We start from the raw sequence: 26,542 nt of genomic DNA on the forward strand, positions 1-26,542 counted from the left end.
AACCTACTGGTCAGTGAGGTTCGAGCAGTCGGGTCTCACCCATCGGCAAGGCAGGCGGGCTGGACCAGTTCCGCCTGACCCCGACGAGCCCCCGGAGCGGCACCCCGCTCCGGGGGCTCTCCCAATGTCCGGCCGCGGAAGTTCCGACCCAGGACGCCCCACCCGCCTGTGATCCCGCCCACGCCGGGGCGCTTCAAGGCATGAAGTGTCGAAGCGTTAGCGTTGTCCCTCGCAGCCACCTGTTCCTCCGGGCGGTCTGGAGGGAGAACGACCTTGGGTGCCATAGCGCTGATCGGCCCTGCCTGGATATGCGTCCTGGCACTCTGCGCCGTCCTCGGCGACGCACTGCTCCCCTTCCTGCCGAGCGGCACGCTGGTGATCCTGGCCGTACTCAGGACTTCGCAGGTCGCGGGCGCCCCGGTGCTCCTGGCGCTCGGCGTGGCGCTGGCATCCTTCCTCGGTGATCTTCTGCTGCTGTCGCTGGCCCGCCGGGGCGCACCGCTGGTGGACCGCCGACTGGCGGGCAAGCCGCAGCTGGCGGCCAGTGTCGAGCGCGTCCGGCAGAACCTGTCCGGCCGGAGCAGGCGCGCCGCGGCCGCCATGGTGATCATCGCCCGTTTCGTGCCGGCCGGACGCACGGTCCTCGATCTCGCCGTGGGACACTCCCCCGGCCAGTCCCGCGGCTTCCTGCGCTGGTCGGCGCTGGCCGCGGTGGTCTGGGCCGGGTACATCGTCACACTGGGCTGGCTCAACAGTCACTGGTTCGACACCGCCTGGCTCAGCCTGGCCGTCTCCTGCTGCGCGGCGACCGCGATCAGCTCCACCGTGGCCCGGATGATCCGCCGGCACCGCCGGCAGTCGGTCTGACACCCGCCGCCACCTCCCGCTTCACATCATCCTCACCAGCCCCCACCTGCACCGATGCCCGCCCGGCGGGGCGGGCGAAGTGTCTCAGGACGGCAACAGTGACCCCGTGGCCGGATCCGCCCGGGCCGCCGCTGCGTAATGACCGGTAGTAGGTAGAGCCCCTTGGATGGTGGTCTGTACCTATGACATCCTGAAGAGGTAATAGTCAGCTATGTCCGTTTTCTCCTGGACGTCCGGATGCCCTCGCCGGGGCCTCCGGACTTTGTTCTGGGCTCGGACGCCAACCGGCAGGGGAGACCATGAGCACCATCTCGCGCAGGGCCATGCTGAGCGCCGCGGCCGCCACCGCGGCGCTGGGAGCCGTGACAGCCTGTTCGAGTGGCAGCGGCCCCGCCTCGGACGCGAAGGGCTCCGGGGACGGCGGGAGCGGTGGTGGAAGCGGCAAGCCGAGCGCTCCCGCGGTCAAGGCCACGCCGATCGGGGATGGTTCGACCTCCGACACCGGGGCCCAGCCGGGCCAGCCGAAGCCGGAGAAGCTGGGGCCGGGTGAGCGTCCGCCGCAGTTCGTGGTGTTCTCCTGGGACGGCGCCGGCGGCACCGACGACGGGCAGTTCCCCCGGTTCCTCAAGCTGGCCGAGGAGCACAAGGCCTCCATGACCTTCTTCCTCTCCGGCATCTACGCGCTGCCGAAGGGCAAGTCGAGCCTCTACCACCCGCCGAAGCACTCGGTCGGCGCCTCCGACATCCCGTACCTGTCGGACGGGGCGGTGAAGAACACGCTGAAGCTGGTCACCCAGGCATGGCTGGCCGGGCACGAGATAGGCACCCACTTCAACGGGCACTTCTGTTCCAGCCGGCCGGACGGCAACGGGGTCAACAAGTGGAGCCCGGAGGACTGGGAGAGCGAGATCGAGCAGGCCGTCTCGTTCGTGACCCAGTGGCGCACCAACACCGGCTTCACCGACGTCGATCCGCTGCCCTTCGACTACCGCAAGGAGCTGATCGGCGGCCGCACCCCGTGCCTGGAGGGTCAGCAGGCGCTGCTGCCGACCGCCGCCAAGCTGGGCTGGAAGTACGACGCCAGTTCGCCCGGCGGCCAGCAGATCTGGCCGCAGAAGGTCCAGGGCGGGAAGATATGGGACTTCCCCCTGCAGGGCATACCCTTCCCCGGGCACGGCTTCCAGGTGTTGTCGATGGACTACAACATCCTGGCCAACCAGTCCAGCGGCAGCACCAAGGGCGACCCGGGCAAGTACGACGAGTGGCGCGACCAGGCCAAGGGCGCGTACCTGGCCGGCTTCAACCGCGCCTACACCACCAACCGGGCGCCGTTCTTCATCGGCAACCACTTCGAGCAGTGGAACGGCGGCATCTACATGGACGCCGTCGAGGAGACCCTGAAGGCGATCGCGGGCAAGCCCGAGGTCCGGCTGGTCTCCTTCCGCCAGCTGGTGGAGTGGCTGGAGGTCCAGGACGAGTCCACCCTGCGCAAGCTGCGGACGCTGGGCGTCGGGAAGGAGCCCGCGGGCGGCTGGGAGAGTTTCCTGGGCTCGGCCGGGTGAGCGGCGCGGGCTGAGCCCGCCGGGCGCAGGCGAAGCGGAACCCGCGCGTACGGTCCGCGCGTCAGCCGCGCGGTTCGTCCTCCGCCAGCAAATGCTCGGCCACCACCGCCGCCCCGTCCTGGCCCATCAGGATCGTGTAGTGGTTGGTCCCCGGGACCGGCGAGACCGAGACCTCGGCCAGATCGAGTGCCGCGGCTTCGAGCCGGGTCTGGTCGTAGAGGCCCTGGGGCTCGTCCTGCAGCCCGCGTTCCGCCCAGAGCAGCCGGACGGGGCAGGAGACCCGGTGGATCGCGGTGGTCACATCGGCGTCGAGCATGACCTGGCGGCTGTCCTCCCGGATGGCTTCCGGCACGCATGAGGAACGCAGTTCGGGCTCCGCACCGACCAGGTCCCGCTGAGCGAAGGCGTCGCTCTCGGCCGTCCACTCGGCGGCGAAGGCCGGCAGGCCGCGCCAGAAGCCGCGGTAGGCCTCCCGGTCGGGGAAGGTCGTCGACAGCCGGGCGAGGGACGGGCCGAGCACGGCGGCCATCACCTCGTCCGGGTCGGCGCCGACGGGCAGCGGGAAGCTGACCGCGCCGTCCACCAGGAGCAGCCGTTCCACCAGCGCCGGGTGCCGGAGGGCGGTCAGCGCGGCCACCCAGGCGCCCATCGAGTGCCCCGCCAGCCTGACCCGGCCCAAGCCCAGGGCGCCGATCAGCTCGGACAGGTCGTCGGCGTGCCGGGCGATACCGTAGGGCGCGCGGACCGTCCGGCTGGCGGCCCGGCCGCGCAGGTCGGGGGCGATCAGAGTGGCCCGGCCGGCGAGCTGACGGGCCACCTGCCCCCAGGCCAGGGCGTTGGCGGTGGTGCCGTGGGCCGCCACCACGGTCGGCGCGCCGGGCACGGTGGCCGGCCACCGGACCACGGCCAGGTCTCCGCCGGGCACGGCGACGGTCAGTTCTTCGGGTGCGGGGGTCTCGGGGCTCACGCGGTACACACCTTCCGGGGTCGGTCGGGGTCCTGGAGTGCTGCGGGTCTGGCCGGAACCGTAGGCGGGGCCGGTCTGCCGCAGTATGTGGCAGGACACCGCTTCGGCGACAGCGGCTGTGTGTTCGTCAGCCATACCCGGTGGCCCGTACGGCGTTGCGGTCCGTTGGACCGTCGAGGTGGCCGCCGGGCACACACCGGACGAGGTCCCGAGCCCTCGCCGGGCGCGTACTGCCCCCGGTCGTCCCCACGACGCTCCCGACGCCTCCCGTGCCCCCGGTGCCACCGGCCGCCGCCCCGATGCGTCACGGCCGGTCCCGGTTGCCCGCCACTAGCACCGATCAGCCGCGAAGCGTACCGATTCCGCCAGATCTTCACTCCCAGGGCAAGGTCGCTTCCAGGATTGGTTGCGATCACTCTTGGCACTGAGGAGAGTTGACAGGTAGTCACGAGCCGCCGAACCACATCCACTCCTCGGCTGCGGCGACAAGCCGATTCGCCACAACTCCGAATCAGCACCGGCCACCGGGGCCATGCCTCCGGCGGGGTGGCGCGCTCGTTCCGAGCCGAAGCGGTGACGGCCCTTCAGCCGTCGCGGCCTCGGCGGTTCGCCAGACGTGCTTCGATCTGGAGACCGCAGCTCCAGACGGCGAGTCCGGGGGGACTCGCCGGCACCTAGTTCAGGGGCAGCAACAGGGCCGCGACAGCACGGCCCTCGGGGGGAGTCACCGCCATGCCGACGACCGAGGCATACCCGCAACCACCGATACCGGAGCACACCCGGACCCACACGCCTCACCAGACACTCCAGGAACACCACCGTTCATCCGGGTCGATCGGCCGCATCGAACCGCCGTACGACTACGAGCGCTTCAGCCGCCTCGCCGGCCCGCTGACCGAGCCGCCCGCCGGGACGCCGTACCAGGTCCAGTACCGCAGTCTGCTGAGCGAGGAGCCGCACCGGATCCGCGCCGCCCTGCTGCTGATCGCCGCGCCCGTGGTCGAGGCGGTCCTGCTGGTCTGGCTGCTGCTGCCGGGGCACTGGCCGCTGCGGCCGGGCGAGACCCAGCCGTGGCTGCCGGCCGCCGACAAGGTGATGATCGTGATCATCGCCCTGATCGAGGCCTTCCGGCTGGTCAACGTGGTCTCCAACGCGCACGCCACCCTCGTCGCCCGCGATCCGGTCCCGGTGGCTGCGCAGACCGGCACCCGGGTCGCGTTCCTCACCACCTGTGTGCCGGGCAAGGAGCCGCCGGAGACGGTCCGGGCGACCCTGACCGCCGCACTCGCCGTCCGGCACGACGGCCCCTACGACGTCTGGCTGCTGGACGAGGGCGACGATGCCGAAATGCGAAGTCTGTGCGCCGAGTTGGGGGTGCACCACTTCAGCCGCCACGGCATCGGGCGGTGGAACCAGCCTAAGGGGCGCTTCCGCGCCCGCACCAAGCACGGCAACTACAACAGCTGGCTCGACGAGCACGGCGAGGACTACGACTTCTGGGTCTCGGTGGACACCGACCACGTCCCGCTGCCCGACTTCTGCGAGCGGATGCTCGGCTACTTCCGCGACCCGGACGTCGCGTTCGTGGTCGGCCCGCAGGTGTACGGGAACTACGGCAGCTCGCCGTCGGCCGTCACCAGGTTCTCCGAGAGCCAGCAGTTCCTCTTCCACGCGCTGATCCAGCGGGCCGGGAACCGTTACGGCGCACCGATGTTCGTCGGCACCAACAACGCCGTACGGCTCAAGGCCCTGCGGTCCATCGGCGGGCTCTACGACTCGATCACCGAGGACATGGCGACCGGCCTGGAGTTCCACCGCCGGCGCAACCCCGCGACCGGCGCGCGGTGGAAGTCGGTCTACACCCCGGACGTGCTGGCCGTCGGCGAGGGGCCGTCCTCCTGGACGGACTTCTTCTCGCAACAGCTGCGCTGGAGCCGCGGCACCTACGAGACCATCCTCACCCAGTACTGGCGGGCCGCCTGGCGGCTGTCGCCCGGCCGGCTGCTCAACTACACGCTGATGGTGTGCTTCTACCCGATGGCGGCGCTCACCTGGCTGCTCGGCGGCCTCTCCAGCGTGCTCTACCTCGGCTTCGGGGCCTCGGGTGTGCACGTCTCCTCCGAGATCTGGATGATGCTCTACAGCGACGCCGCCGCCCTCCAGGTGCTGCTCTACACCTGGAACCGCAAGCACAACGTCAGCCCGCACGAACCGGCCGGGTCCTCCGGGGTCGCCGGGATGGTGATGTCCGCGCTCTGCGGGCCCGTCTACGCCGCCTCGCTGCTGCAGGCCGCGCTGCGCCGCAGAAGCCGCTTCGTGGTCACCCCGAAGGGCGACTCCGCCAGCCCCGACCGGGCGGCCACCTTCCGCATCCACCTGTTCTGGGTGCTGGTCTTCGGCGGCTCGGTGGCCGCCTCCTTCTTCACCGGCCACGACCACGTCGCCATGCGGACGTGGGCCTGCATCGCGCTGTTCTTCAGCCTGCTGCCGATGCTCATCCGGGCGTACGACCGGCTGCGCCGCCGCGACCGCGCCTGATCCGGCGCCTTCCGCCCGTTCACACCACCCGCACCAGCTCCCCTGGGGGGACCCGTCATGAAGATCCGCCACACCGGCGGCCGGACCAGGCGCTACGCGCTGGGCAGCACCGTCGCGCTCGTCGTCGCCGGCATGAACGCGCCGGCCGTCCTCGGCTTCGCCGGGGACCAGTACCACCAGTACGTCATCAACCAGCCCGGCTACAAGGCCGAGTACGGCCACTGGCAGACCCTCGAACTGCCCACCCGGTTCCGGGTCGACGCGATCCACGCCACCCTGCTGCGCACCGGGAAGATCCTGATCGTCGCGGGCTCCGGCAACGACCAGCAGGCCTTCGACGCCGGCACCTTCAAGACCCTGCTCTGGGACCCGGTGAAGAGCACCTACAAACTGATACCCACCCCCGTGGACATGTTCTGCGGCGGACACACCTCGCTCCCCGACGGCCGGGTCCTGGTGGCCGGCGGCACCCTGCGCTACGAACAGCTGGACGGCGCGGTCAAGAAGGCCGCCGGCACCATGCGGGTGCGCAACGAGAACCCGGACGCCCCGCGCACCTTCCCCAAGGGCACCGTCTTCACCGGCCCGGGCGGCCGCGACTACGCCTCCACCGCCCCGGTCACCGTCCCCGCCGCCACCAAGACGGTCGCCAGGACCGCGGACGGCCGGACCGAAGTCACCGTCACCGCCGGGGAGCGGCAGGTCTTCGTCGAGGCCGTCGCCGAGGGCGGCTCCTACGTCGACCAGAACCCGACCCAGTACCGGATCAAGGGCCTCACCGGCGCCGACGCCCGCAACCTCTACGGCATGGGCGGCAAGATGACCCTGGACAAGCAGGACTTCCAGGGCATCCGCAGCGCCTACGAGTTCAACCCGGACACCGAACTCTACGAGCAGGTCCCGGACATGGCGTACGCCCGCTGGTACCCGACCCTCACCGGGCTCGGCGACGGCAAGGTCGTCACGGTCTCCGGCCTGGACGACACCGGCCAGATCCTCAGCGGCAACGACAACGAGCTGTTCGACCCGGCGACCCGCACCTGGTCCAAGGCCCCCGACCGGTACTTCCCGACCTACCCGTCGCTCTTCCTTACCGCCTCCGGCAAGCTCTTCTACTCCGGTTCCAACGCGGGCTACGGCCCGGCCGACAAGGGCCGCACCCCCGGTCTGTGGGACCTGAAGAACAACAGCTTCCAGACCGTCGACGGCCTGCGCGACCCGGACCAGCTGGAGACCTCCTCCTCGGTGCTGCTGCCGCCCGCCCAGTCGCAGAAGGTGATGGTGCTGGGCGGCGGCGGGGTCGGCGAGTCCCCGGCCTCCACCGCCCGGACCGGCATCGCCGACCTGGGCGCAGCCGAGCCGCGCTTCGTCCCCGGCCCGGACCTTCCCGCCGGCGGCACCCGCTACCTCAACAGCGTGATCCTGCCCGACGACACCGTCTTCACCACCGGCGGCTCCAGCGACTACCGCGGCAAGCACCGCAGCGACCTGCTGAAGGCGCAGACGTACCACCCCGACAGCAACACCTTCAGCACCGCCGCCGCGCCGACCGTCGGCCGGGACTACCACTCCGAGGCCCTGCTGCTCCCCGACGGCCGGGTGGTCGTGCTCGGCTCCAACCCGCTGTTCGCCGACAAGGCCGACACCCAGCCGGCCGAGTTCGAGCAGCGGATCGAGATCTACTCCCCGGCGTACCTGTACCACGGGCAGCGGCCCGAGATCACCGCCGCGCCCGGCCGGGCGAGCCTCGGCAGCGAGATCACCGTGGCCACCCCGGCCCCGGATCAGATCGCCACCGCCAAGCTGATCCGGCCGAGCTCGGTCACCCACGCCACCGACGTCGAGCAGCGCTCGGTCGCCCTGGACATCACCGGACGCGGCGCCACCGGGATGACCCTCTCGCTGCCGCGCAACCCCGACCTGCTGCCGCCGGGCTGGTACATGCTCTTCGCCACCGACCACAACGGGACGCCCTCGGTGGCGCGCTGGATCCAGGTCACCGACTGACCTTCGACGGCGGCCGGTTCGGGGGCAGTCCGCTTCCCTGGGACCGGCCGCCGCCCGGTCAGCTGCGGGCCAGCCCCAGGGCGTACGGGAGCCAGAACTCGCCTGCCCTGGGCTCGCCCCGGCCGCAGTCGCCGTCGGACTCGCCCGGGTTCTTGATCCAGAGGTAGGCGTCCACCCCCGGCCGCCCGGTCCCGGTGGTCGGCGTCTCGCCCAGTGCCCGCCCGGCCGGATTGCACCAGTCGCGGTCCCCGAGCGGGCCGTTGCCGTTGCGGCTGGTGTCGATCACGTAGTGCTTGCCGCCGAGCAGTCCGGACAGCTTGTCGCCGTACTCCGAACTCTGCTCGGTGGTGTAGAAGTTGGAGACGTTGACGGAGAAGCCGTCGGCCTCGGCGATCCCGGAGCGGCGCAGCGCGTCGGCGAGCCGGTCCTGGTCCTTGAGCCAGCCCGCGTTGCCCGCGTCCAGGTACACCCGGACCTTGGAGTGCTTCTTCAACTCGCCTACTGCGTACGCCAGCAGGTCGTAGCGCTCGGCGGCGGCCGCCGCCGTCACCCCGCAGCCGTCCAGGGTGTGTGCCACGGCGTCCGGCTCCAGGATCACCCAGGCGGCCCGGTCGGCCAGGCCGGCGGCGAGGGCGGCGATCCAGTCCCGGTAGGCGGCCGCGTCGGCGGCGCCGCCGGCCGAGAACTGCCCGCAGTCGCGGTGCGGTATGTCGTACGCGACGATCAGGGCGGTACGGCTGGCCGCGGCGGCCTTGATCGTCAGCTCCTCGGCCTCGGTCCGGGCGTCCTGGCCACCGAGCCAGAGCGCGGAGGGCTGGTCGGCGATCCTGGTCAGGGTCTTCGCGTCCGAGCCCTTGACCTTCGCCAACTCCATTGCGGCGGAGCTCTGGTCGGAGACGTAGAAGGCCTGCCCCGGCTGCTGCCCGAGCAGCCTGCCGGGACCGGCGGCCGGCTTCGCGCCCCCCGACGCCACATCGCCGCACCCGGCCACCGCACCCGCCGACAGCGCCGCCAGTGCGGCCGCCGCAACCACTCGCCACCCCAGGCGCCCCACGACTGCCCCTCCCCACCTTCGCGGTCGGCACCAGCTTCGCACAGCCGGTGCCGACCGGGGCGCTATCGCCGACAAGTGTGCGGCGAGCGGGGGTCGGGGTTGTCGAGCGGCGGCGTCAGGCGGACGCGAGGTCCGGCACCCGCCAGTCGATCGGCTCCGAACCGAAGCCCGCCAGCGCCTCGTTGATCTGCGAGAACGGACGGCTGCCGAAGAACAGCTTGGCCGACAGCGGCGACGGGTGCGCCCCCTGCACCACCACGTGCCGCGAGGTGTCGATCAGCGGCAGCTTCTTCTTGGCGTAGTTGCCCCAGAGCACGAAGACACAGGGCTGCTCACGGTCGCTGACCGCCTTGATCACCGCGTCGGTGAACTTCTCCCAGCCCTTGCCCTTGTGCGAGTTGGCCTCGTGGGCGCGGACCGTCAGCACCGCGTTGAGCAGCAGCACGCCCTGCTCGGCCCAGTGCATCAGATAGCCGTTGTCCGGCGCCGGAACGCCGAGGTCGGCGTGCAGCTCCTTGAAGATGTTCCGCAACGAGGGCGGGGTCTTGGTGCCGGGCAGCACCGAGAAGCTCATGCCGTGCGCCTGGCCGTCGTCGTGGTACGGGTCCTGACCGAGCACCAGGACGCGGACGTCCTGGTAGGGCGTGGCCTCCAGCGCCGAGAACTCCTGACCGCTCGGCGGGAAGACCTGGTGCTCGGCCCGCTGCTGCGCCACGAACTTCGCCAGCTCCGCGAAGTACGGCTTCTCCAGCTCCCCCGCCAGCGCCTCGTGCCAGGACTCCGGCACCTCGAATTCCGTGCCCACGGCCACCTCAGCCAGCTCCGTCACGACTCAACCTCCCACCGGGCCGCGCCCGGACCGCACGTCCACTTGCACCGAGAACGCTACACAGACCCACCGACAACGCCCGCCCCGGGCGGGAAGCCGCCCGGGGCGCGAGGGAGCTCACGGTGGAACACCCCGGCCGGAGGCCGGCGCAAGGACAAGGATCCGCCCGGTCAGATCAGTTCGATCAGGTCCGCGACCGAGGCGACCACCCGGCCCGGCCGGTACGGGAACCGCTCGACATCCTCCGCGGCCGTGAGACCGGTGAGCACCAGAATGGTCTCCAGACCGGCCTCCATGCCCGACACGATGTCGGTGTCCATCCGGTCGCCGATCATCGCCGTACTCTCCGAGTGCGCACCGGCGGTGTTCAGCGCCTCCCGCATCATCAGCGGGTTGGGCTTGCCCACGAAGTACGGCTCCACCCCGGTCGCCTTGGTGATCAGCGCTGCGACCGAGCCGGTGGCCGGCAGCACGCCCTCGGTGGACGGGCCGGTCTCGTCCGGGTTGGTGCAGATGAACCGGGCGCCCGCATTTATCAGCCGGATCGCCTTGGTGAGCGCCTCGAAGCTGTAGGTGCGGGTCTCGCCGAGCACCACGTAGTCGGGGTTGTTGTCGGTCAGCACATAGCCGGCCTGGTACAGCGCGGTGGTCAGTCCGGCCTCGCCGATGACGTACGCGGTGCCGCCGGGCCGCTGGCCCTTGAGGAACTTCGCGGTCGCCAGCGCGGAGGTCCAGATGCACTCCTCCGGCACCTCCAGGCCCATCCCGGCGAGCCGGGCGCTGAGGTCGCGAGGGGTGTAGATCGAGTTGTTGGTCAGCACCAGGAACGGCTTGCCGGACTCGCGCAGACGCCGGAGGAACTCCTCCGCGCCCGGGATCGGCGTGCCTTCGTGGATGAGGACGCCGTCCATGTCGGTCAGCCAGGACTCGATGGGCTTGCGGTCTGCCACGTGCATGTCTCCAGAGGTCGTGCGTGGTGGTACGGACGTCATCCGGCCGTACGGAACTGCGAACCCGACCGCCCGGGCACAGCCGGCGATCGGGGGTGTTACTGGCTGCCCCAACGGCTCAAGCCTAATCCGCACGCATGCCCGACTGAAGCGCGTCCCGCCTGCCGGACCCCACTGTCCACCCGCCGTATCCGAAGCCTTCACCCGGCCCGGCCGGCACCCCGCTGCCTCAACGGAGGCTTAAGCCACCCCTAAGCGCACTGATTCCGCGTCAACTCCCGTGTGCGGCACGGATAGCGTACGGACACAGAGCGTTCCCCCGCCGCTCGTGCACCGCCGAAGGTGCGTCGCGACCAAGCACGCCGGGCTCCCCGAGCCCCGCAGTCCCGTCCCACCCGAAGGAGCGTCCCCCGCCATGTCCGTCCGCCGCACCACCGCCACCGCCGCCGCCCTCACGCTGGCCGGCTGCACCCTGGCCGGCGCCCTCGGCTCCGGCGCCGCGTACGCGCACGGCTCGATGCAGAACCCGCTCAGCCGGGTCGAAGGCTGCTACCTGGAAGGCCCCGAGCACCCGAAGTCAAACGCCTGCAAGGCCGCCATCGCGCTCGGCGGCACCCAGGCCATGTACGACTGGAACGGCGTACGGATCGGCAACGCCGCCGGGCGGCACCGGCAGCTGATCCCGGACGGCCGCCTGTGCAGCGCGGGCGACAACGAGTTCGCGGGTCTCGACCTGCCGCGTGCCGACTGGCCGGCGACCAACCTCACCTCGGGCGCCGACTTCACCTTCCGGTTCCGTGCCACCGCACCGCACCGGGGCACCTTCCAGCTCTTCATCACCAACAGCGGCTACGACCCGTCCCGGCCACTGAGCTGGTCCGACCTGGAGTCCAAGCCCTTCCTGACGATCACCGACCCGAAGCTGGCGGACGGCCAGTACGTGCTGCCCGGCAAGGTCCCGGCGGGCAAGAAGGGCCGTCAGCTGATCTACGCGATCTGGCAGCGCTCGGACAGCCCGGAGGCCTTCTACTCCTGCTCGGACGTGGTCTTCGACGGCTCGGGCAGCACCGCCGGCACGGCGGCCGTCCCGGCCTCGGACAGCGGTGTGCGGCACGTGCACGACGCCGCGCAGCACGGTTCGGCCGAGCCCGCGGCGGCCGCCGCCGTACCGGCCCGGGCCGCCGTACCCGCGCAGTCCCCCGCCCGGCCCGCCGGCGCGCAGCTCGCCGAGACCGGCACCGGCCGGGCGACCGGCATGATGGCCGCCGTCGGGGCCTCCTTCCTGCTGGCCGGCGGCACCGTCCTCCACCTGGGCCGTCGTCGCCGCGCCGCGGCAGCGCGCGCCCGCTGAACCGCCCGCGCCGACCGGGCGGTTCACCTCCGACCCCCGGGTACCGGCCCGCGCCCACGATCCCCCCTCCCCGGCGCGCCCGGTACCCGGGTTCGACCGCTCCGCCGGTCCGCGGACCCTGCCCCGCCCCGGGCGCGGCCGAGTCCCGGACCGGCGGACGCGTGCCCGGCTGCCATGCGACGGACGGCGGGCGCTGCCTGAGACCGCGGCAGGAGGGGCGCGTGATTGAGTAGGGGGCATGAGCAGCAGCACGTCGCACCCCCCGTTCCGCGTCGGTCTGATCGGCTACGGTCTGGCCGGCTCCGCCTTCCACGCCCCACTGATCGCCGCCACCCCCGGCCTGCGGCTGGAAGCGGTGGTCACCGCCAACCCCGAGCGCCGGGACCAGCTGCGGCAGGAGCACCCGGGTGCCCGTCCGCTGGACACCCCCGAGCAGTTGCTCGCCGAGGCGGACCGGATCGACCTGGTGGTGATCGCCTCGCCCAACCGCACCCATGTCCCGCTGGCCCGGACCGCGCTGGAGGCCGGCCTGCCGACCGTGGTTGACAAGCCGCTGGCCGCCACCGCCGCCGAGGCTCGCGAACTCTGCGAGCTGTCGGACCGGACCGGGGTGCTGCTCTCGGTGTTCCAGAACCGCCGCTGGGACGGTGACTTCCGCACTGCCCGCCGGCTGGTGGAGTCGGGCGCGCTGGGCCGGGTGCACCGCTTCGAGTCCCGGTTCGAGCGGTTCCGCCCGAAGCCCAAGGCGGGCTGGCGCGAACTGGCCGACCCGGCCGAGGCCGGCGGCACCCTGTACGACCTGGGCAGCCACCTGGTGGACCAGGCCCTCACCCTGTTCGGCCCGATCGACACGGTGTACGCGGAGATCGACGTCCGGCGGGACGGCGCGGTGGTGGACGACGACGCCTTCCTCGCCCTCACCCACGCATCCGGCGTCCGCTCGCACCTGTGGACCAGTGCGCTGGCCCCGCTCGCCGGTCCGCGGCTGCGGGTGCTCGGCGACACGGCCGGGTACGTCAAGTTCGGTATGGACCCGCAGGAGACCGATCTGCGGGCGGGCCGGCGACCCGACGACGGTGGGGCCTGGGGCGCGGACGACCCCGCCGCGTACGGCACCCTCGGCACCGACGAGTCCTCCGCCCCGATCCCCACCGACCCGGGTGACTACCCCGCCTACTACGCCGGCGTCGCCGCCTCCCTCGCCGACGGCACCCCGCCGCCGGTCGACCCCCGGGACGCCGTCACCACCCTGGCCGTCCTGGAGGCCGCCCGCGCCTCCGCCGCCACGGGCAACGTCGTCCGGCTGCCGTAGCGGCGGGTGCGGGGAACCGCGGCGATCACACGGCCGCGGACGTGCCCGGCCTCGTACCCGGTTCCCCGCGCCCCCGCCCTTCCCGTACGATCGCGCTGAACGCCGTCCCAGCCCCGAAGGAGGTCGCCGTGCCGTTCGTCGCCGTACTGCTCGGCCTGCTCCGGGTGTTGACGGGTGATCTGCTGCTCGGGCCCGCGCCCCTGACGGCCGTCGCGGCCGCCGCCACTCTGGTGCTGCTGGCCGGTGTCGCCGGTGCCGTGCTGGCCACCGGCCGCCTGCTCGGGGCGAGCGCCCCGGTGCTGGTCCGCTCCGGCGCGCTGCGCAGGCGCGCGTTCACGACGGCCTTCCTCCCGCAGCGTGATCCGGACGCCCGGGGCCGCCGTCGCCCCAGGGCACCGGGTGCGGCCCTGGCGGCCGCGTAACTCCCGCTCCAGACAACGGCCCGCGCGGCCGCCCTCCGCCGACATCTCATCCCACGAGACCCCGGAGGGCTCGCACCACCATGTCCGTCTTCGCGTTGCTCGACCCTGCCGTACACCTGGCCCACGACGCCGTCGCGGCCCTGGCCGCGTTCCTGCCGACCGCGCTCGCGGTCGTCGTCTTCACCCTCTGCGTACGCCTCGCGCTGCACCCGTTGGCCCGGGCCGCCGCGCGCGGCCACAAGGCGCAGGCGCGGCTCGCCCCCAGGATCGCCGAACTGCGGCGCAAGCACGCCGCGCAGCCGGAGAAGCTGCAGTCCGCGCTGGCCGAGCTGTACCGCGCGGAGCGGGTTTCACCGGTCGCGGGCTGCCTGCCGGCCCTGGCACAGGCCCCCTTCTTCTCGGTGATGTACCGGCTGTTCACCACACCCGATGACCTGCTGCACCACACGGTGTTCGGCGTTCCGCTCGGGCTGCACGTGGGCGCCGCGCACGGCCAGGGCCAGTTGCTGGTCTTCGGCCTGCTGTACGCGGCCCTGGCCGGTGTCGGCTTCCTGTCCTTCCGGAGCGCCCGGCGGTCGGTGACGGATCCGACGGCGCCCGGTGCGGCGCTGATGCCGTATCTCTCGTTCGGCACCGTGCTGTTCGCCGCGCTGGTCCCGCTCGCGGCGGGGATCTACCTGCTCACCACCACCGCGTGGAGCGTCGCCGAGCGCGCCTGGCTGCACCGAGGCAGCCGGCCCCGTCAGCCCCTGGCGGTCCAGCCCGCGAGGTAGTCGTCGATCTCGGCGGCCAGCCGGGCCTTGCCGCTCCCGTCCAGGAAGGACGCCTCGACGGCGTTCCGGGCGAGGGCGGCGACACCGGCCTCGTCCAAGCCGAGCAGGCGGGCGGCGACCGCGTACTCGGTGTTGAGGTCGGTGCCGAACATCGGCGGGTCGTCGCTGTTGACCGTGACGAGCAGGCCCGCGTCGACCATCTGCCTGATCGGGTGGTCCTCCATCCGATCGACGGCCCGGGTGGCGATGTTGGAGGTCGGGCAGACCTCCAGCGGGATGCGGTGCTCGCCGAGGTGGTCCAGCAGCGCCGGGTCCTTGACCGCCTGGGTGCCGTGGCCGATCCGCTCGGCGCCCAGCACCCGGATGGCGTCCCAGACCGTCTGCGGTCCGGTGGTCTCACCGGCGTGCGGGACGCTGTGCAGGCCGGCCGCCCGGGCCCGGTCGAAGTAGGGCTTGAACTGCGGGCGCGGCACGCCGATCTCCGGTCCGCCGAGCCCGAAGCTGACCAGGCCCTCGGGTGCCAGCTCGACGGCCATCCGGGCGGTCTCCTCGGCGCTCGCCAGTCCGGCCTCGCCGGGGATGTCGAAGCACCAGCGCAGTACCACGCCGAGGTCGCGTTCGGCGGTGATCCGGGCGTCCTCGATCGCCTCCATGAAGGCGACGTCCGGGATGCCGCGGTTGGTGGAGGAGTAGGGGGTGACGGTCAGCTCGGCGTAGCGGATCTGCTGGCGGGCCATGTCCTCGGCCACGCCGTAGGTCAGCGCCCGGACGTCCTCGGCGTCCCTGATCAGGTCGACCACGCTCAGGTAGACCTCGATGAAGTGCGCGAAGTCGGTGAAGGTGAAGTACTCGGCGAGCGCCGCCGGGTCGGTCGGCACCTTGGTCTTCCCCGCGTGGCGGGTGGCCAGTTCCGCGACCACCCGGGGCGAGGCCGAACCGACGTGGTGCACGTGCAGTTCCGCCTTCGGCATGCCGGCGATGAACGCCTCGATCCCGCTCTTGCCCTCGACCACCGGACACTCCTCTTCGCGCATTGGTTCGATCCTGCATGCTAACCGCCCAGCGCCACCGCCACGGTGTGGATCAGCAGACCGGCCAGCGCACCGACCACCGTGCCGTTGATCCGGATGAACTGCAGGTCCCGGCCCACGTTGGCCTCGATCTTCCGCGAGGCCTCGTCGGCGTCCCAGCCGGCCACGGTCTCCGAGATCAGCGAGGTGATCTCCCTCCGATAGGTCTCCACCACGTACTGGGCGGCGTCCTGGAGCCAGCCGTCGGTCTTGGCCTGGAGCCTGGCGTCGGTGGCGAGGCGGTGTCCGAAGGAGCGCAGCCCGGCCGCTATCCGGCGGCGCAGCTCGCTGTGCTCGTCCTCGGCGGCGCTCAGGACCAGGGTACGGACGGCCGCCCAGGAGGAGGCGATCAGGTCCTGCACCTCGGGGCGGGCGAGCAGGTCGGACTTGGCCCGCTCGACCCGGGCGATGATCGCGGGGTCGTGCTGGAGCTCGGTGGCGAAGTCGGCGAGGAAGTTGTCGATCGCGCCCCGGGCCGGGTGCTCGGGGTCGTCCCTGATGTCGGTGACGAAGCGCATCAGCTCCTTGTAGACCCGTTCGCCGACCTGGTGGTCGATGAACTTGGGCGTCCAGAGCGGCGTCCGCTGGGTGACCCGCTGCACCACCTCCTCGTGGTGCACGGTCAGCCAGTCGTGCGCGCGGACGGCGATCAGGTCGACCATCCCCCGGTGGCCGCCGTCCGAGACCACCTTGCCGAGCAGCCGCCCGGCCGGTTCCGCGATCGAGGTGGCGGCGGCCCGTCTGGTCACGGCCTCGGCCACCACCGCCTGGACGTCCTCGTCGCGCAGCACCGCGAGTACGCCGCGCAAGGCGGCCGCGCTCTCCTTGGTGACCCGCTCGGCGCTGCCCGGGGCGGCCAGCCACTCACCCAGCCGCCGGGCGATCCCGATCACGGCGAGCCGCTCGCGCACCACATGGCCGGACAGGAAGTTCTCGCCGACGAAGTCGCCCAGGGACTTGCCGAAGGCGTCCTTCTTGGTGGGGATGATCGCGGTGTGCGGGATGGGCAGGCCGAACGGGCGGCGGAACAGCGCGGTTACCGCGAACCAGTCAGCCAGGGCGCCGACCATGCCGGCCTCGGCGGCCGCCGCGACGTACCCGGACCAGGCGCCCGCGCCCACGCCCCGGGCCCAGGTCGCCAGGCCGAACACCGCTGTCGCGAAGGCCAGCAGGCCGGTCGCGATGGTCTTCATCCGCCGGACGCCCCGGCGTTTCTCCTCGTCGGCCGCGGTGAAGCTGATCCCGGCGGCCGCCCTGACCCTCTGATCCACACTCACCCGTCCAGTCTGCCCCGCAGGCCCCGAAGGGGATCCGTCCACCCCGCCGATATCCGGGTCAAACCGGGGACGCCCTCAGGGGGATGACCCCCGTGGCAGCTCGGGCGGGATACGGGCGATGGCCGCCCGACGGGTCCAGGCAGGCGCTGAGGTACGGCATGGTGTTGTAGACCGCGATCACCACGCTGACGTCGGGTGGTGCGCTCGGCCGCACCGCCCCTCGGGAGGCCGTCGCCTCTCGTGAAGTCACAAGGGATCCAACGGCCTTGGGGCGGCCCGGTCGCCGCCCACCACCTGACAACCCGATGGCGGTCCGGCAATTCGTCCCTGGCGGGAACCGCCGGACCGGCCTTGGCGGGATCGTTCCGCCGAACCCGGCCGCTCAGCGGGCCCGACGGCCCCCCGCCAGCGGTGCCAGCGCACCCATGACGACCCAGAGGACGGCCACCGCACACACTCCCGGCCAGCCCCAGCGCCCGAACGCCGCACCCGCCAGCGCGGAGGCGGTGGCGCCGGCCGCGAAGGCGGCGACCACATAGGCGGTGTTGGCCGTGGACGGGGTGTCGGTCGCCGCGAGTGCCCTGGTCTGGTTGGCGACCTGGCCGGCCACCAGTCCCGCGTGCACCAGGACCGCTCCCGCGCACAGCGCCGCGATCCGCTGCCCGCCCCACCAGAACAGCAGCAGGGAGAGCGCCACGGCCCCGTACGACAGCGCGACCACCCGGGCCGCCCCGAGCCGTCCGGTCCATCGGCCGGCCAGCGGCGCCACCACCGAAGAGGCCAGCCCGAACAGGCCGAACATGCCTGCCGCGGCGGTGGAGAGCCCGTACCGCGGCCCGGTCAGCAGCAGGGCCAGTGTCGTCCACACCGCGCTCCAGCCGCCGTAGAGCCCGGCCTGCCGCAGGCAGGCGGTGCGCAGCTCGGCCGAACCGGCGAGCAGCCGCGGCAGCGAGGCGATCGCCCGCAGCGGCGAGCTCCGCCGAGGGGCCCTGGCCTCCGGGGGCAGCAGCGCGGCGGTGGTCAGCCCGACGATGAGGGTCAGCACCGCCGCGCCGAAGTAGACCGATCGCCAGCCGTACGCCTGTCCAGCCAGCCCTCCGAGCACCCGGGCGGCCACCACGCCGGTGAACAGGCCCGAAACCACGATCCCCACCTGGCGGGCCCGGTCCGCCGCCGGGGCCCGCTCGGCGATCAGCGGTACCAGCAGCTGCGGGATCACGGTCGCCGCGCACACCGCGAAGACCGCGGCGGCGAGGACCGGCAGGCCCGTAGAGGCTCCGGCGCCGACCAGGGCGGCGGCGGCGACGACGGACAGTCCGCCGACCAGTCTGCGCCTGGGGACCGTGTCACCAAGCGGAGCGAAGAGCAACAGGCCTGCGGCGTAGCCGAGTTGGGCCACCGAGGCGACCCATCCCGCAGCCGAGGCGGGCGCCCCGAAGCTCCGGGCGATCAGGCCGAGCAGGGGCTGGGCGAGGTAGACGTTGGCGACGGTGATCGTGGTGCAGAGCGTCACGACCGCCAGCAGAACGGCGGGCGGCGTCCCGTGACACCCGCGCCCGGCGGCGGGGCCTCGATCAGCTGCGGCGGGTTCGGAGCCTGCGGTCCGCAGCGGGGGGACGTCCTGCCCGGTGGCGGTGGTCATTCGGACACCTCCGGCGCGAGCTGCGCGAGCACCGACGCCAGGTCGAAGTACGCGCGACAGTGCGCGATGAGGCCGTCGGCACCGAGCGCGAAGACGTTGACGCCCTCCCAGGCGACCGGCCGCCCGTCGGGCGTCTCGCCGGCCCCCCGCCAGGTGACGGCCATCTCGTCCCCGCCCCCGTGGACGCGGTCGGGACGGATGCCGTCGAACCGGCCGAACAGCGGCAGGACGGCGGCGAACTGGTCCCGGATCGCGGCGCGGCCTGCGAGCACGGGGGTCCCGACCGGGTCGTGGTACTCGGCATCCGGGGCGAAGGGCGCCGCCCAGGCGTCCGGGTCGCCGGAGCGGGAGCCCTCGAAGAACGCGGCAACGGCGGGGGCGAGGGCAGAGGCAGAAGGAAAAGGAGAAGGAGAAGGAGAAGCAGAAGGAGAAGCAGAAGGGGAGGGGGAGGCGGTGGGCGCGGACACGGGGACTCCAGGTGCGGCGAAGTTGTAACCAACTGGTTGGTTACAACCCTGGCAGGGGCGCTCGACAACTGTCAACCAACCAGTTGGTTGGCGACTATCCTGTTCCCATGGCAGGAACCAGGGACCCCGAGGCCACCAAGGCGCGCATCTTCGCGGCGGCCACCGCCGAATTCGCCGCCCACGGCATCGCGGGCGCCCGGATCGACCGCATCGCCCGCGAGGCCAAGGCCAACAAGCAACTCATCTACGCCTACTTCGGCGACAAGGCGCAGCTCTTCGGCCAGGTCCTGCAGCAGGCACTGGTCAGCCTCGCCGCCGCCGTCCCCGTCGACCCCGAGGACCCGGACGCCTACGTCGACCGGCTGATCGAGTACCACGCCGCCCACCCCGAGCTGCTCAGGCTGCTGCTCTGGGAGGGCCTGGAGTACGGCCAGGGCGAGATCCCCTTCGAGGAGCAGCGCAAGGAGCACTACCGGGCGAAGGCCGCCCGGTTCGAGACCGCCCAGCGCGAGGGCACGCTCAAGCCGGTGTTGCCGCCGCAGGATCTGGTGTTCATCATCAGCGCGCTCGCCGGCTGGTCGTCGGCGGCGCCCCAGCTGCGCCGCATGCTGGTCGGCGAGACCGAGGCCGACGACATGCGCCTGCGCGAGTCCATCCGTACGGCGGCCCGGCGCCTCACCGGGCGCGAGGAGAGCGCGTAGGCGCATCAGGAGCGCGCGTGCCAGTCCGGACGGCCCGCCATCACGGCTCAAGGACGCGCGGGACCGCGCGGCACGGGCGCCTTCCGGGCGCGGTCTCCCGCGCCACGGCCGGCGCGCCGTGCCGCGCGGGGATCAGCCGATCGCCGACTCCGCGTACATCCGGGCGATGACGTCCTCGATCGCGGGCTCCCGCACCGACAGGTCGACGAGCGGGTAGCGGTCGGCGACCGCGGCGACGATCGGGGCGGCACTGGCCTGGGCGGGGAAGGCGAGCCACTGGCGCGGCCCCTCGACCCTGACCACCCGCACCCCGGGGACCTCGATCACGGGCCCGGCCTCGGCGAGGTCGACCACCAGGGTCCGCTCGCTCTGTCCGGCGGCGTGCAGCCCGTCCAGGCCGCCGTCGTAGACCACCCGTCCGTGGTCGATCACCATCACCCGGCCGCACAGCTGCTCGATGTCGACCAGGTCGTGGGTGGTGAGCAGCACGGTGGTCCCCCGCTCCGCGTTGACCTCGCGCAGGAACTCCCGCACCCGGGCCTTGCTGATCACGTCGAGGCCGATGGTCGGCTCGTCCAGGTAGAGCACCTGCGGGTCGTGCAGCAGCGCTGCGGCCAGGTCTCCGCGCATCCGCTGCCCGAGCGAGAGCTGGCGCACCGGCGTGTCCAACAGGCTTCCCAGGTCCAGCAGTTCGACGCAGCGGTCGAGGTTGGCCCGGTACCGGGCGTCGGGGATCCGGTAGATCCGGCGCGCCAGTTCGTAACTGTCGCGCAGCGGTAGGTCCCACCAGAGCGTGGTGCGTTGACCGAAGACCACGCCGATCCGCCTGGCCAGCCTGGCGCGTTCCCGGGCGGGGTCGACCCCGGCGACCCGCAGGTGTCCGCTGCTGGGGACCAGGATGCCGGTGAGCATCTTGATGGTGGTGGACTTGCCGGCCCCGTTCGGGCCGATGTAGCCGACGCACTCGCCGGCGCCGATGCCGAAGGTGAGCCCGTCCACGGCGTGCACCTCGCGCTTCTCGCGGCGCAGCCGGCCGGCCTTGGCCCGGATGGTGAAGCTGCGCCGGACGTCCCGCAGTTCGATCAGGCTCATGATCTGGATTCCTTTCGGTGCTGGGTCAGTTGCCGGTGCCGCGGTATGCGCGCAGTCCGGCCCGCCAGAGCAGCGCGGCGGCGAGGACGCAGAGCGCGGCGGCGAGGGGGGAGGCGTATTGGAAGGCGGTGGGCAGGCCGAGCGGGTCGGGCTTGTCGAGGATGCGCAGTGCCGGCAGCCAGTTGACGAAGGCCAGGGGTACGCCGAAGACGACGCCGGCGACGAGTTCCTTGGCGAAGATGGTCGGCGGGTAGTGGATCAGGGTGGCGCCGCCGTAGGTCAGCGAGTTCTGGAGTTCCCTGGCCTCGCCCCACCAGAACTGCAGGGTGGCGCCGCCGACGAAGACGGCACCGAAGATCACCGTTCCGCAGAGCAGCAGTACCGGCACCAGCAGCAGCCGGTCGGCGGTCCAGTGCACCGACAGGGCGCCGAGCGACCAGCCGAGTACGGCGGCGGCCTGGAGGGGCCGGCCGAGGCGGCGCAGCGAGAAGCGTTCGGCGCAGAGCTGGGCGAGCGCGGGGGCGGGCCGGATCAGCATGACGTCGAGGGTGCCGGTGCGGATCCGCTCGCCGAGGGCGTCCACACTGCCGACGAACATGTTGGCCAGCCCCAGCGCGAGGCCCGAAGTCCCGTACAGGAACCCGAGTTCGGGCAGCGACCAGCCGCCGAGGCGGTCGGTGTGCCGGAACATCAGCAGCAGTACGACGAAGTCCAGCGAGGTGGTCGCGAGGTTGGCGACGAGCATCAGGCAGAACGAGACCCGGTAGGCCATGGTGGCGCGGATCCACATGGCGGCGACCAGCCGCCAGGAGCGCAGCGCCCACCGCAGCCGGGCCGGCCTGCTCTCGGCCGGCAGGAGTTCAGCCACCCTGGACCACCACCTTGCGGGTCGCCAGCAGCTGGGCTCCGCGGCCGGCGGCGAGCAGCAGGACGGCCCACAGCAGCTGGAAGCCGAGTCCGGTGAGCTGGGCGGTGCCGGTGCGCCGTTCCAGCAGGATGTCGGTGGGGATCTGGATCAGTGCCGCCCAGGGCAGCCCATGGGCGAGTTCGCCGAGCCGGCCGGGGAAGAGGCCGATCGGCAGCAGCATGCCCGAGAAGAACATCGCGACCACCAGCATCACCGCCCGGATGCCCTCCGAGTCGTGCAGCCAGAAGCCGGTGATCGAGACCAGGAAGCGCAGTCCGAAGCTGACCACCACGGCGAGCAGGACGGCCAGCAGGAAGACCGCCCAGACCAGCGGGTCGGCGGGCAGCGCGAGGTCGAAGGCGAGCGAGCCCGCCAGGGTGGGCAGCACGCCCCGGGCGAACAGGTGGAAGGCGGCCCGGCCGAGGTCGGTGGCCAGCCACCAGCCCTGGAAGTCCACCGGGCGGTAGAGGTCGACGGCGATGTCCCCGCTGCGGAAGCGCTCCTGGACCTCGTCCTGGAAGCCGCCGCCCCAGACCGCGACGGTGACCAGCAGGGACTGGCTGATCCAGATGTAGCTGACGGCCTGGGCGGTGTCGTAGCCGCCGAGTCCGGGCCTGGCCTGCCAGAGGGCGAGGAAGGTGTAGGCGAGGATGAAGCCGAAGACGGTGTTGGTGACGGCGCCCGCGACGGTGGCCGCACGGTAGGTGGAGTAGCGGCGGAACGCGCCCTTGGCGATGGCCAGGTAGAGCCGTGCGGTACCGCGCCGCCCGGTCTCCTCGGGGTGGCCGGGGCCCGGCCCCCGCACCGCGCTCTCGGCTCTGGGCCGTACGTAGATGTCCACCGGGGTATCCATATTGTCTCCTTGTCGACTTTTCTGGGCACGGCACTCTGCGACTGCCCGCACGCACTCGCGCAGGCGTGCGCGCAGCGCCGAACGACTCCGACCGGCAGACCCCGGGGGTGGCGGGGTGCGGGCGGAGCTGGCGGCTCTTCAGGTGCGCTATGCGGTTGTCACCTTTCACCGTAGCGCCGCAGCGCAGGCGGTGCAGCAGCTTTTCCGCGTCCGCAAGCCCTTTGGGGCGCGAAGGGCCATGCCTTACTCCAATTCGCCCCGAAAACCAGCTGATTACGCGCCAAATCGCCCATAATCCACCCATGAGCAAGGAGCCGCCGGACCACCCCGTCGCCGGGAGCACGCCATCACATCCCCCGAGCCCGCACGACTCGCTGGAGGGCGAGGACCGCGCCGAGGGCTCGCGTCGCGACCGCCGCCGCGCCAGGCGCGCCATCCGCGGTGCCCGCCGCCGGGCGCTCCCCCGTCTGCGGCGCCTGCTGCCCACCTGGCGGATCGCCGTCGGCGGCCTGCTCTCCCTGCTCCTGCTGGGCACCGCCGCCTTCGTGGCGCTCTACCTGCTGGTCCCCGTACCGGACCCGAACGCCCGCGCGGTGGCCCAGAGCACCGTCTACTACTACGCCGACGGCACCACCGAGCTGGCCCGCACCGGCAAGGTGAACCGCCAGGACGTGGCGATCGGCCAGATCCCGCCGGCCATCCAGCACGCCGTGGTCTGCGCCGAGGACCGCTCGTTCTACCGGAACAAGGGCGTCGACCTCAAAGGCATGCTCCGCGCCGCCTGGCGCAACCTCCAGAGCATGGCTGCCAGCGGCAAGGGCACCCAGGGCGGCTCCACCATCACCCAGCAGTACGTCAAGAACTTCTACCTGACCCAGGACCAGACCATCACCCGCAAGGTGAAGGAACTGTTCATCTCGCTCAAGGTCGACCGGCAGCAGAGCAAGGACGACATCCTGGCCGGCTACCTCAACACCAGCTACTTCGGTCGCAACGCCTACGGCATCCAGACCGCCGCCCACGCCTACTACGGCGTGGACGCCGCGAAACTGACCCTCGCCCAGGGCGCCTACCTGGCCACCCTGCTGCAGGCCCCGAGCTCCTACGACGTCAAGACCAGCACCCCCGCCAACCGCGTGAAGGCCGTCGCCCGCTGGAACTACGTCCTGGACGGCATGGTCTCGATGGGCTTCCTGCGCCCCGCCGAACGCGCCTCGCTCACCTTCCCCGAGCCACTCGACCCGAAGCCCACCAAGAGCCTGAGCGGCCAGGCCGGTTACCTGGTCGGCGTCGTCGACGACTACCTGACCAACACCGGCGTACTGAGCGCGGCCAGCCTCAAGGCCGGCGGCTGGAAGATCACCACCACCTTCGACAAGGCCAAGCAGGACGCCTTCGCGGCCGCCGTCCGCAGCGAACTCACCGCCCAGCTCGACCCGAAGGCCCGCCCCGACGCCGACACCCACGTCCGGGTCGCCGGAGCCTCGATCGACCCGGCGACCGGCCGGATCGTCGCCGTCTACGGCGGCCCCGACTACGCCGGCCAACCCTTCAACGACGCCACCCGCCAGGACAACCAGGTCGGCTCCACCTTCAAGCCGATCGACCTGGCCGCCGGACTGGAGGGCAACCACAGCACCCAGTACGGCCACCGGATCACCACCGAGACCCTGTACGACGGCGACAGCCGCCTCTCGATCACCGGCGGCCCGACCGCCTACGCGCCGTCCAACGAGGACGACATCAACTACGGTGACGTCACCCTCCGCTACGCCATGATGAAGTCCGTCAACTCGGTCTACGCCCAGTTGGGCGTGGACATCGGGCTGGCCGAAGTCCGGCGGACCGCCGTGAAACTGGGCATTCCCGAGACCGTCCCCGGCATGGACCCGGCCAACACCTCGATGACGCTGGGCACCGCCACCCCCAGCGCGATCGACCTCGCCGCCGCGTACGCGACGTTCGCCAACCACGGCCAGGCGATCACCCCCTGGCCGGTCCTCAAGCTGGAGCGGCCCGGCGACAGCGAGGTCCCCAAGCTGCCGGGCCACCCCGCCCGCGCCGCCGTGGCCCGGGGCACCGCCGACGCCGTCACCGACGTCCTGGAGGACGTGGTCAGCCCCAGCGGCACCGGCGCCCTCGCCCTGGGCCTCGACCGCCCGGCCGCCGGGAAGACCGGCACCACCGACAACAACCGCTCCGCCTGGTTCGCCGGCTACACCCCCGAACTCGCCGCCGCCGTCGGCCTGTTCCGCGAGGATCCGAAGACCCACGCCAAGCTGCCGCTGGCCGGAACGGCCGGCTACGCCCGGATCAACGGCGGAGCCTTCCCCACCGCGATCTGGACCGCCTACATGGGCGGCGCGCTGCGCGGCACCCCGGTCAAGCACTTCGACCTCCAGCTGGACCGCGACAACCAGCCCGCCGAAGCCCCGCCGCCCCGGACGGCACCCGGCAGGCCGCGCTCCCCGGTACCCGCGCCCTCCGCCCCCCGCATGCCCGCGCCCGCGTCCTCCCCCACGCCCAGCCCCACCGCGCCGCCGGCCCGCCTCCCGACCGGCCGGCCGTCCCGCCCGCCGACCGCCACCGCCGTTCCGCTCCTCCCCGGCCTGTGAGCCGGCCCGTCGGCCGTCCCCGGAGCCGGCTTGCCTGCCGGTGATCCGGTGGGGAACACCGGTGATCCACCGAGGAGTAGGGTGGTCGCCATGCATCGCGGAGTTCTGCCACCTCCTGCCGCCTGAGCGGGCGGCAGGCCACTGAGGACCTGACCCGACCCGGGCGCCACAGCCCCCGGGACGGTCGTTGCTGCCCGCAGCCGGAAGCACACGACCGACAGCCAAGTCTTCCGTGGGAGAACCCCCGTGTCTTCTGCCGTACCCGCCCTGTCCACCGGACGGGGCATGCTCTACATCACCGTCGCCGCCACCTCCTGGGGCACGGCCGGCGCAGCCGCCGCCCTCTGCTTCGACGGCAGCGGCCTGGGCCCGATGGCCCTCACCTTCTGGCGGGCCCTCGGCGGCCTGGCGCTGCTGCTGGCCGCCGCCAAGACCACGGGCCGCCGCCTGTCGGCCACGACCCCACAGCCGCGCCGTCACCGGATCACCGACACCCTGGTCAACGGCCTCGGCCTGACCCTCTTCCAGGCCGGCTACTTCGAGGCCGTCCAGGGCACCGGCCTGGCGGTGGCCACCGTGGTCACCCTCGGCGCGGCACCCGTCATGATCGCCATCGGCGCCCGGATCACCATGGGCGAGCGGATCGGCGGTACCGGCAGCGTCGCCGTGACCGGTGCGCTGACCGGCCTCGCCGTCCTGGCCCTCGGCGGCGGCAGCGGCCAGGTCCGCCCCGACGGGATCGCCTGGGCACTGCTCTCCGCCGCCGGCTACGCCTGCATCACCCTCTACACCCGCGCACAGGGCCGGGCCGGCCGGCCCCGTGACGCCTTCGCCACCACCGTCCGCTCCTTCGCGGTCTGCGCCCTCTGCCTGTTCCCGCCGGCCGCCGCCGAGGGGCTGTGGCCGCACTCGGCGGGCCTCGGCCGCACCCTCGCCCTGCTGCTGTACATCGCCGCCGTACCCACGGCACTCGGGTACGCGCTGTACTTCGCCGGCGCCGCGATCGTCCGGGCCACCACCGCCTCGGTGATCGCCCTGATCGAACCGGTCAGCGCCACCGTGATCGCGGTCGCCCTGCTCGGCGAGCACCTCACCGCCGCGACCGTGGCCGGCACCGCCGTCCTGCTGGCCTCCGTCACCGGCCTCGCCCTCACCGAGGCCCGGCTCGCCGTCCGCCCCCGCCCGGCACCCGCCGCGCGGTAACCCGAGTCCCGGCCTCCCGGGCGCGTCCGCCGTGCCGCGCCCGGGAGGCCGGCTCGCCTACGAGCGTGCGGGCCGGGAATCGG

22 protein-coding genes are annotated in these 26,542 nt (G+C 72.4%); 11 read left to right on the forward strand and 11 right to left on the reverse strand.

Annotated elements, in window-relative coordinates:
• Positions 1-273 precede the first annotated feature (273 nt).
• Positions 274-867 (forward strand): DedA family protein, encoded by a 594-nt coding sequence (locus ABD369_RS11635; protein ID WP_344636237.1) that lies wholly within the window; start codon positions 274-276, stop codon positions 865-867.
• Positions 868-1,166: 299 nt separating this feature from the next.
• Complete coding sequence (locus tag ABD369_RS11640; RefSeq protein ID WP_344636238.1) at positions 1,167-2,429, forward strand: polysaccharide deacetylase family protein; 1,263 nt, start codon at positions 1,167-1,169, stop codon at positions 2,427-2,429.
• Between the two features lie 61 nt (positions 2,430-2,490).
• Here the strand turns inward: ABD369_RS11640 and ABD369_RS11645 are convergent, their stop codons facing one another.
• On the reverse strand, positions 2,491-3,396 hold the full coding sequence (locus ABD369_RS11645) for an alpha/beta fold hydrolase (protein WP_344636239.1): 906 nt from the start codon (positions 3,394-3,396) through the stop codon (positions 2,491-2,493).
• Between the two features lie 732 nt (positions 3,397-4,128).
• Here ABD369_RS11645 and ABD369_RS11650 point away from each other — a divergent pair.
• Both ABD369_RS11650 and glxA read left to right on the forward strand, forming a co-directional pair.
• A complete protein-coding gene (locus tag ABD369_RS11650; RefSeq protein ID WP_344636240.1) occupies positions 4,129-5,934 on the forward strand; it encodes a glycosyltransferase family 2 protein in 1,806 nt (601 codons plus the stop codon).
• A gap of 57 nt (positions 5,935-5,991) precedes the next feature.
• Positions 5,992-7,941 carry a radical copper oxidase GlxA gene (glxA, locus tag ABD369_RS11655; protein ID WP_344636241.1) on the forward strand — a complete coding sequence of 650 codons (1,950 nt, stop codon included), beginning with the start codon at positions 5,992-5,994 and terminating at the stop codon, positions 7,939-7,941.
• Between the two features lie 58 nt (positions 7,942-7,999).
• Here the strand turns inward: glxA and ABD369_RS11660 are convergent, their stop codons facing one another.
• From ABD369_RS11660 to ABD369_RS11670, 3 genes are all read right to left on the reverse strand, one after another.
• Positions 8,000-8,995 (reverse strand): glycoside hydrolase family 6 protein, encoded by a 996-nt coding sequence (locus ABD369_RS11660; RefSeq protein ID WP_344636242.1) that lies wholly within the window; start codon positions 8,993-8,995, stop codon positions 8,000-8,002.
• A 115-nt stretch (positions 8,996-9,110) separates the two neighbouring features.
• Complete coding sequence (locus ABD369_RS11665) at positions 9,111-9,824, reverse strand: uracil-DNA glycosylase (RefSeq protein ID WP_344636243.1); 714 nt, start codon at positions 9,822-9,824, stop codon at positions 9,111-9,113.
• Positions 9,825-9,994: 170 nt separating this feature from the next.
• Complete coding sequence (locus ABD369_RS11670; RefSeq protein WP_344636244.1) at positions 9,995-10,774, reverse strand: HAD-IIA family hydrolase; 780 nt, start codon at positions 10,772-10,774, stop codon at positions 9,995-9,997.
• Between the two features lie 415 nt (positions 10,775-11,189).
• Here ABD369_RS11670 and ABD369_RS11675 point away from each other — a divergent pair, with 415 nt between their 5' ends.
• The 4 genes from ABD369_RS11675 (at position 11,190) to ABD369_RS11690 (ending at position 14,632) form a co-directional block, all read left to right on the forward strand.
• Complete coding sequence (locus tag ABD369_RS11675; protein WP_344636245.1) at positions 11,190-12,125, forward strand: lytic polysaccharide monooxygenase auxiliary activity family 9 protein; 936 nt, start codon at positions 11,190-11,192, stop codon at positions 12,123-12,125.
• Between the two features lie 238 nt (positions 12,126-12,363).
• Entirely contained in the window at positions 12,364-13,437 is a 1,074-nt protein-coding gene (locus tag ABD369_RS11680) for a Gfo/Idh/MocA family oxidoreductase (RefSeq protein WP_344636246.1), read from the forward strand.
• Positions 13,438-13,565: 128 nt separating this feature from the next.
• Complete coding sequence (locus ABD369_RS11685; protein ID WP_344636247.1) at positions 13,566-13,859, forward strand: DUF6412 domain-containing protein; 294 nt, start codon at positions 13,566-13,568, stop codon at positions 13,857-13,859.
• 80 nt (positions 13,860-13,939) lie between these two features.
• Positions 13,940-14,632, forward strand: a complete 693-nt coding sequence (locus ABD369_RS11690; protein WP_344636248.1) for a YidC/Oxa1 family membrane protein insertase — start codon at positions 13,940-13,942, stop codon at positions 14,630-14,632.
• On the opposite strand, the gene ABD369_RS11695 is transcribed toward ABD369_RS11690, so the two are convergent.
• The 4 genes from ABD369_RS11695 to ABD369_RS11710 form a co-directional block, all read right to left on the reverse strand.
• Entirely contained in the window at positions 14,602-15,666 is a 1,065-nt protein-coding gene (locus ABD369_RS11695) for an adenosine deaminase (RefSeq protein ID WP_344636249.1), read from the reverse strand. The two genes, ABD369_RS11690 and ABD369_RS11695, sit on opposite strands and share 31 nt — an antisense overlap.
• Before the next feature lie 17 nt (positions 15,667-15,683).
• Entirely contained in the window at positions 15,684-16,979 is a 1,296-nt protein-coding gene (locus ABD369_RS11700; RefSeq protein WP_344636250.1) for a DUF445 domain-containing protein, read from the reverse strand.
• A 382-nt stretch (positions 16,980-17,361) separates the two neighbouring features.
• The gene (locus ABD369_RS11705; protein WP_344636251.1) at positions 17,362-18,621 is read right to left on the reverse strand and encodes an MFS transporter; all 1,260 of its coding nucleotides are present in this window, start codon (positions 18,619-18,621) and stop codon (positions 17,362-17,364) included.
• The gene (locus ABD369_RS11710) at positions 18,618-19,088 is read right to left on the reverse strand and encodes a nuclear transport factor 2 family protein (RefSeq protein WP_344636252.1); all 471 of its coding nucleotides are present in this window, start codon (positions 19,086-19,088) and stop codon (positions 18,618-18,620) included. The genes ABD369_RS11705 and ABD369_RS11710 overlap by 4 nt, the downstream gene beginning before the upstream one ends.
• Positions 19,089-19,195: 107 nt before the next feature.
• Between ABD369_RS11710 and ABD369_RS11715 the strand changes: the two genes are divergently transcribed.
• On the forward strand, positions 19,196-19,789 hold the full coding sequence (locus ABD369_RS11715; RefSeq protein ID WP_344636253.1) for a TetR/AcrR family transcriptional regulator: 594 nt from the start codon (positions 19,196-19,198) through the stop codon (positions 19,787-19,789).
• Positions 19,790-19,921: 132 nt separating this feature from the next.
• On the opposite strand, the gene ABD369_RS11720 is transcribed toward ABD369_RS11715, so the two are convergent.
• Genes ABD369_RS11720 through ABD369_RS11730 form a run of 3 tightly spaced genes read right to left on the reverse strand, consistent with a single transcriptional unit; the run spans position 19,922 to position 22,641 of the window.
• On the reverse strand, positions 19,922-20,881 hold the full coding sequence (locus ABD369_RS11720) for an ABC transporter ATP-binding protein (protein WP_344636254.1): 960 nt from the start codon (positions 20,879-20,881) through the stop codon (positions 19,922-19,924).
• Between the two features lie 25 nt (positions 20,882-20,906).
• A complete protein-coding gene (locus ABD369_RS11725) occupies positions 20,907-21,749 on the reverse strand; it encodes an ABC transporter permease (RefSeq protein WP_344636255.1) in 843 nt (280 codons plus the stop codon).
• Entirely contained in the window at positions 21,742-22,641 is a 900-nt protein-coding gene (locus ABD369_RS11730) for an ABC transporter permease (RefSeq protein ID WP_344636256.1), read from the reverse strand. Before ABD369_RS11730 ends, ABD369_RS11725 begins: the two co-directional genes overlap by 8 nt.
• Positions 22,642-22,943: 302 nt before the next feature.
• Between ABD369_RS11730 and ABD369_RS11735 the strand changes: the two genes are divergently transcribed.
• Positions 22,944-25,256 (forward strand): transglycosylase domain-containing protein, encoded by a 2,313-nt coding sequence (locus ABD369_RS11735; protein ID WP_344636257.1) that lies wholly within the window; start codon positions 22,944-22,946, stop codon positions 25,254-25,256.
• A 285-nt stretch (positions 25,257-25,541) separates the two neighbouring features.
• On the forward strand, positions 25,542-26,459 hold the full coding sequence (locus ABD369_RS11740; protein WP_344636367.1) for a DMT family transporter: 918 nt from the start codon (positions 25,542-25,544) through the stop codon (positions 26,457-26,459).
• The last annotated feature ends 83 nt before the right edge of the window (positions 26,460-26,542 follow it).

The organism is Kitasatospora cystarginea (assembly GCF_039533515.1).
In the GTDB taxonomy this organism is placed as follows: Bacteria; Actinomycetota; Actinomycetes; order Streptomycetales; family Streptomycetaceae; genus Kitasatospora; species Kitasatospora cystarginea.